The organism is Parvimonas sp. D2, assembly GCF_035282635.1.
Taxonomy (GTDB): domain Bacteria; phylum Bacillota; class Clostridia; order Tissierellales; family Peptoniphilaceae; genus Parvimonas.
The window spans coordinates 1-245 of sequence record NZ_JAYKBO010000089.1; the positions used below are offsets into that span (position 1 = coordinate 1).

1 protein-coding gene is annotated in these 245 nt (G+C 78.0%); it reads right to left on the minus strand.

Annotated features, from left to right (window positions below; translation table 11 throughout):
- Positions 1-245 (minus strand): gamma-glutamyl-gamma-aminobutyrate hydrolase family protein (locus tag VJI77_RS07690; protein WP_323989011.1); only part of this gene is annotated, 245 nt, incomplete at both ends.

The window sequence follows — 245 nt, forward strand, 5'->3', positions numbered from 1 at the left end:
GGGATGCCGCGCTCCCGCGCCCCGGCGAGGAGCGCGAGCTCCCACGCGTCGCGGTCGGCGCGCGGCGGGTCGGTGAGCGGGTGGCGCTCGGCGCCGTACAGCTCGGGCTGCACGTCGAGGCCCCCGGTGAGGATCAGCCCGTCGAGGCCGTCGAGCACCGCGGCGGCGGCCTGTTCGGGTCGGGGCTGCGGTGGCAGCAGCACGGCGGTGGCCCCCGAGGCGGTCACGGCGTCGAAATACTGCTG